General features: G+C 63.7%; 5 protein-coding genes. 3 read left to right on the top strand and 2 right to left on the bottom strand.

Annotated features, from left to right (window positions below; genetic code table 11):
• Positions 1–8: 8 nt before the first annotated feature.
• On the bottom strand, positions 9–149 hold the full coding sequence (locus P0D89_RS50480) for a hypothetical protein (RefSeq protein WP_408362460.1): 141 nt from the start codon (positions 147–149) through the stop codon (positions 9–11).
• Between the two features lie 4 nt (positions 150–153).
• Here P0D89_RS50480 and P0D89_RS50475 point away from each other — a divergent pair, with 4 nt between their 5' ends.
• A complete protein-coding gene (locus P0D89_RS50475; RefSeq protein WP_408362459.1) occupies positions 154–1,695 on the top strand; it encodes a methyl-accepting chemotaxis protein in 1,542 nt (513 codons plus the stop codon).
• A gap of 408 nt (positions 1,696–2,103) precedes the next feature.
• Here P0D89_RS50475 and P0D89_RS50470 read toward each other — a convergent pair whose 3' ends face one another.
• Positions 2,104–2,238, bottom strand: a complete 135-nt coding sequence (locus P0D89_RS50470) for a hypothetical protein (protein ID WP_408362458.1) — start codon at positions 2,236–2,238, stop codon at positions 2,104–2,106.
• A 223-nt stretch (positions 2,239–2,461) separates the two neighbouring features.
• Between P0D89_RS50470 and P0D89_RS50465 the strand changes: the two genes are divergently transcribed.
• On the top strand, positions 2,462–4,201 hold the full coding sequence (locus P0D89_RS50465) for a peptidoglycan D,D-transpeptidase FtsI family protein (protein WP_408362457.1): 1,740 nt from the start codon (positions 2,462–2,464) through the stop codon (positions 4,199–4,201).
• Positions 4,202–4,413: 212 nt separating this feature from the next.
• Entirely contained in the window at positions 4,414–5,877 is a 1,464-nt protein-coding gene (locus P0D89_RS50460; protein ID WP_408379271.1) for a catalase, read from the top strand.
• The last annotated feature ends 109 nt before the right edge of the window (positions 5,878–5,986 follow it).

The following is a 5,986-nucleotide window of genomic DNA, read 5'->3' as shown; positions in this document are numbered from 1 at the left end:
CCTATAAATCAGACGAATAACAACTGAAAACAACGGGTTTCCCCTGCCTGCGCGACGAACACCGCCGCGCCGTAAACACAGTGAGCAACAAACCAATCGCCACAAGCGAACTCAACACCGATCGACCACCCTGCAAAAGCAAATTTCATTGCCATGACTCTGAACAAAAAACTGGCCTCCATGATTGCCGTTCTGTGGATCGGCCTGATTCTGATCGGCGGCTTCGGCGCATGGCAAAACCGTGCGTCGATGATCTCGGACCGCCGTGATCAACTAACCGCGCTGATCGATCAGGGCAACCACATCGTCGCCCGCTACTACACGCTGGCCCAACAGCACACGCTCTCCGAAGCCGACGCGAAGAAGCAGGCGCTCGACATGCTGGCCGCGATGCGTTACGGCAAGGACGGCTACATCTCCGTCAACGATTCGCAGCCGGTCATGCTGATGCATCCCTTCAAGCAGGACATGGTGGGCAAGAATCTCGCGCAGTTCGCCGACCCGGCGGGCCACCATCTGTTCGTCGATATCGTCAACGCGGGCAATCACGATGGCGGCGGCTTCGTCGACTATCTGTGGGCCAAGCCCGGCAGCGACCAGCCGGTGGCCAAGACCAGCTACTCGGCGCATTTCGTGCCGTGGGACTGGTATCTCGTCACCGGCATGTACATGGACGACGTGCAAAGCGCGTTCTACGCCAATCTGTTGCGCTGGCTCGCGATCACCGTGACGCTCGGCGCGATCGCCACGGCCGTCATGCTGCTGGTGCTGCGCAGCATTCGCCACTCGCTCGGCGGCGATCTCGAAGTGGCCCTCGAACACGCGCGACTGATGGCGCAGGGCAATCTCGCCACTCGCGTGCCGGTCGCCCCGCACGACAGCGGCAGCCTGCTGCATGCGCTGCAGACCATGCAGGCCGGTCTTGTCGAAACGGTGTCGCGCGTGCGTCTGGGCACCGAGAACATCAACATCGGCGCGACCGAAATCGCCGCCGGCAACACGGATCTCTCTCAGCGCACCGAGGAACAGGCCGCGGCGCTCGTCGAAACCGCGTCGAGCATGGACCAGATGACCGTCAACGTGAAGCAGAACGCGGACAGTGCGATGCAGGCCGCGCAGCTGGCCGGCCAGGCCGCGGACGTGGCCACGCGCGGCAGCCGCGTGGTCGACGACGTGGTGCGCACGATGGGCGAGATCACCGCCAGCTCCAGGCAGATCGGCGACATCATCGGCGTGATCGACGGCATTGCGTTCCAGACCAACATTCTCGCGCTCAACGCGGCCGTCGAAGCGGCCCGCGCCGGCGAACAGGGACGCGGCTTCGCGGTGGTCGCCGCCGAAGTGCGCAGCCTCGCGCAGCGCTCGGCGACCGCGGCCAAGGAGATCAAGGCGTTGATCGAAACTTCGACGGATACCGTCGACACCGGCGCCGCGCTGGTCGCCAACGCGGGTTCGACGATGAGCGAGATCGTGCAGTCAGTGCGTCGTGTGAACGAAATTCTCGAGGAGATCAGCAACGCTTCGCGCGAGCAGAGCGCGGGCATCGAGCAGGTCAATCGCGCGGTCGGCGAAATGGATCAGGTGACGCAGCAGAACGCGGCGCTCGTCGAACAGGCCGCGGCCGCGGCTCATTCGCTGAAGGACCAGGTGGGTGTGCTGCGCGAGGCGATTTCGAGTTTCGCGTTGCCGGCTTGACGCTTGAGGTGACGCTAAACAGAAGCACCTAAAAAAGAAGGCGCTCGACAGGCAGAGCGCCTCTTTAACACGCCGCGTCGGAGTCGACGCATTGATCGAACGAATCAGCCGCGCGGATTTTGCAAGTCCGCGCGGCTTTTTTGTTTCTCGGCACGCGGCCGTTCTGCTCGTCTCGTCTCGTCCCGTCTCGTCTCCTCCCGTCTCGTCTCCTCCCGTCTCGTCTCGTCCCGTCCCGTCCCGTCCCGTCCCGTCTCGTCCCGTCCCGTCCCGTCCCGTCTCCTCTCGCCTCGCTCGCCGTACTCGGCCAACGCTTGCCACGTTCCCTCGAGCAACCGCTGCTTTCCGACGCGCGGGATGGGGCGACCCACCCTGACCAGGCCATGCGCAAGCGCCGCTCAGTCAAGCCAGTCAAGCGCCCGCGTCGTGCTGCTGCATCTCCCCCAATTGCCTGCGATTGTCGCCGCAGCGATGGCCGACGCGCCGATGACCCTGCGCCGTGGCGAGTAATTCTTCAGCCTGCGCCTCGGTCGGCACCATCAGCATTGCACTCGGCGGCGGCACCTTGCACGACGTGCTGCGCTGCCACTCTCCGCTTGCATGAAGCTCGCATACAGATTACGTTCTGATTACAATCCGGACGATACCAACGCTAACCGCGACCCCGCCGTCGTCGCGCCGGCCTCACGCGGCAGTTGCCAACTCAAGCCGTTCGCCGCCGATCCGGGCGGCGCAGATGCACGTTAATCGAGTTCGTTATCCACACCCAATGACCCAGAAGAAAAAATCGCAGCCGCATGATCCGTACGCGCCCGTCGCGAAGAACCCGCTGCTGGCCGCGCGTTTGCCCGCGTGGCGTTCGAAGTTCATCGTCCTGCTGGTGTTCGGTGCGTTCGCAGCGCTCGCGGGCCGCGCGTTCTGGGTCCAGGTCGTGAACCAGGACTTCTACGTCGATCAGGGTCAAAAGCGCTATCAGCGCACCATCGAGCTCGACGCGACCCGCGGACGGATCGTCGATCGCAACGGCTCGATGCTCGCCGTCAGCCTCGCGACGTACGAAATCTGGGCGTCGCCCAAGCTGATCGACGAGGCCGCCTTCCCGCCGCTGTCCAAGCTGCTCGACCTGCCGCTCGCGGAATTGCGCCGGCGCCTGAACGGCGACAAGACTTTCGTACTGCTCAAACGCCAGGTGGACGCCGACACCGCCGCGCATCTGTCCCGGCTGGGCCTCGCCGGCATTACGCAGATCGCGGATTCGAAGCGCTTTTATCCCGAAGGCGAGTCGGCCGCGCACGTGGTCGGCTTCACGGATATCGAGGACAACGGCCAGGAAGGCGTCGAACTGGCCGCCAACGAGCAGTTGCTCGGCGTGCCAGGCCACCGCGAGGTGATCCGGGACAGGCTCGGCCGCGTGGTGTCCGAGACGCGGCCGCTGGTGCCCGCGCGCAACGGCGAGACGATCCATTTGACGATCGACCGGCGCATCCAGCAACTCGCGTACGCGCAGTTGAAGGAAGCGATTGCGAAACATCACGCCGACGCCGGCAGCGTCGTGGTGCTCGACGCGCGCAACGGCGAGATTCTCGCGCTTGCCAACTATCCGAGCTTCGACCCGAATGACCGCGCCCGCCTGACCGGCCGGCAACTGCGCAACCGCGCGGTGGTCGATACCTTCGAACCGGGCTCGACGATCAAGCCAGTGGTCGTCGCGTTGTCGATCGACGAGGGCAAGGTGCGGCCGCAAAGCGTGATCGACACCGCGCCCGGCTGGTACAGGATCGGCCCGGCCGTGATTCACGACACGTCGAATCACGGCGTGATGACCGTCTCCGAAGCGGTGCAGAAGTCGAGCAATATCGCGCTCGCCAAGCTCGCGCTGAACCTGCCGGCCGAGAAGATCTGGACCAAATACCAGCAATACGGGCTCGGTCTGCGGCCCGAACTGACCTTTCCGGGCGTCGCGTCCGGCAAGGTGCGTCCGTACAAACGCTGGCGCCCGATCGAACAAGCGACCATGGCGTATGGCTACGGGCTGTCCGCTTCGCTGCTGCAGATCGCGCAGGTCTATACCGCGTATGCCGGCGACGGCACGATGCAGCGCGTGAGTCTGCTACGCGATGCAGCGGGCGCCGCCGCGCAGCCGCCGTCCGCCGATCGCAACCTCGCGGTGACGAAACCGGCAACCGCGCGGGCGATCCGCACGATGCTGGAAATGGCGACCGGCGAAGGCGGGACGGGACGCGCGGCGGCGGTGACGGGCTACCGGATCGGCGGCAAGACCGGTACGGCGCGCAAACAGGTCGGCGCGGCTTACGCGAAGAACCGCTATCGCGCGCTGTTCGTCGGCATGGCGCCGATGAGCGACCCTCGGCTGATCGTCGCGGTGATGATCGACGATCCGGCCGGCAAGGCGTTTTACGGCGGCACGGTGGCAGGGCCGGTGTTCAGCGGAGTAACGGGCGGCGCGCTGCAATTGCTGGGAGTACCGCCGGATGCGCCGGGCGTTTGAAGCCCGTTGGAAGCACTTGCCGCGCCGTCGAATGCGCCGCGCATCCCTCACTCCACTTCAGGTCAATTAACAACTATTGACTGAGCAATAGGCGGTAAGCCTTGCTAGACTAAATGTCGCGCTGGACGATCTGGCAGTCGGCGCGCAGCTGAGCACGGATCGCGACGATCGCGATTCATGCACCTCCCCCGCAAGCAAGCTAAGGAAACGCCATGACGAATCGCACTTTGACGACTGCGGCCGGAGCGCCGGTCGGTGATAACCAGAATTCGGAAACCGTCGGCCCGCGCGGCCCGATCACGCTGCAGGACTTCTGGCTGATCGAAAAACTCGCTCACTTCGACCGTGAAGTCATTCCCGAGCGGCGCGTCCATGCCAAGGGCTCCGGCGCATTCGGCACGCTCACCATCACGCACGACATCACCCGTTACAGCAAAGCCAAGGTCTTTGAGCTCGGCAAGGTCACGCCGCTATTCCTGCGCTTCTCCACGGTCGCGGGCGAACGCGGCGCGGCCGACGCGGAACGCGACGTGCGCGGCTTCTCGATCAAGTTCTATACCGAGGAAGGCAACTGGGATCTGGTCGGCAACAATACGCCGGTGTTTTTCATCCGCGATCCGCTGAAATTCCCGGACTTCATCCATACGCAAAAGCGCGATCCGAAGAACAATCTTCGCGACGCCAACATGGTGTGGGACTTCTGGTCGCGCAATCCGGAATCGCTGCACCAGGTCACGATCCTGATGAGCGACCGCGGCATTCCGAAGAACTACCGGCAGATGAACGGCTACGGCTCGCACACGTTCTCGCTGATCAATGCGCAAAACGAGCGCTTCTATGTGAAGTTCCACTTCAAGTCGAAGCAAGGCATCGAGAACTATACGAACGCCGAGGCCACCGAACTGATTGGCCGCGACCGCGAAAGCGCGCAGCGCGATCTGTTCGAACAGATCGAAAAGAAGAACTTCCCGCAGTGGCGCTTCTGCGTGCAGATCATGCCGGAAGCCGAAGCTTATGCGCGCAAGGAAAATCCGTTCGATATCACCAAGGTGTGGTCGCATAAGGACTACCCGCTGATCGACGTCGGCGTGCTCGAACTGAACAGGAATCCGGAGAATTATTTCGCCGACGTCGAGCAGGCCGCCTTCACGCCGGCCAATGTCGTGCCTGGCATCGGTTTCTCGCCGGACCGTCTGTTGCAGGGGCGCCTCTTCTCGTATGGCGACACGCACCGCTATCGGCTCGGCATCAACCATCATCAGATCCCGGTGAATGCGCCGCGCACGCCGAACCTGAACACCTATCATCGCGACGGCGGCATGCGCACGGACGGCAATCTCGGCGCCACGCCGAACTACGAGCCGAACCGGTTCGGGGCATTCCCGCAGGACGCGTCGGTCAACGAGCCGCCGCTGAAGGTGGAAGGCACGATCCAGCGCTACAACCATCGCGAGGACGACGATTACTACACCTATCCCCGTGCGCTGTACAAGCTGTTCGACGCGGGGCAACGCGAGCGCCTGTACCGCAATATCGCTGAAGCGATGGCGGGCGTGTCGAAGGAGATCGTCGAGCGGCAATTGGCGCTGTTCGAGAAGGTCGACCCGAGTTACGCGGAAGGCGTGAGGAAGGAACTCGGCAAGACGCCGCCGGTTTCGGAAACGGCGCTGCCTTAAGCGATTGCATTAAGCCACTGCATCAAGTCGCTGCCTTGAACGGCTGGCGATGCGCGTTGGCCGGTGGGGGGGGCACCCGCCACCCGTGGATTTTTACGGGGGGCGTGGT

This window comes from Paraburkholderia sp. RL18-085-BIA-A, assembly GCF_046027075.1.
Taxonomy (GTDB): Bacteria; Pseudomonadota; Gammaproteobacteria; order Burkholderiales; family Burkholderiaceae; genus Paraburkholderia.
This window is presented reverse-complemented; position numbering and strand designations above follow the sequence as displayed.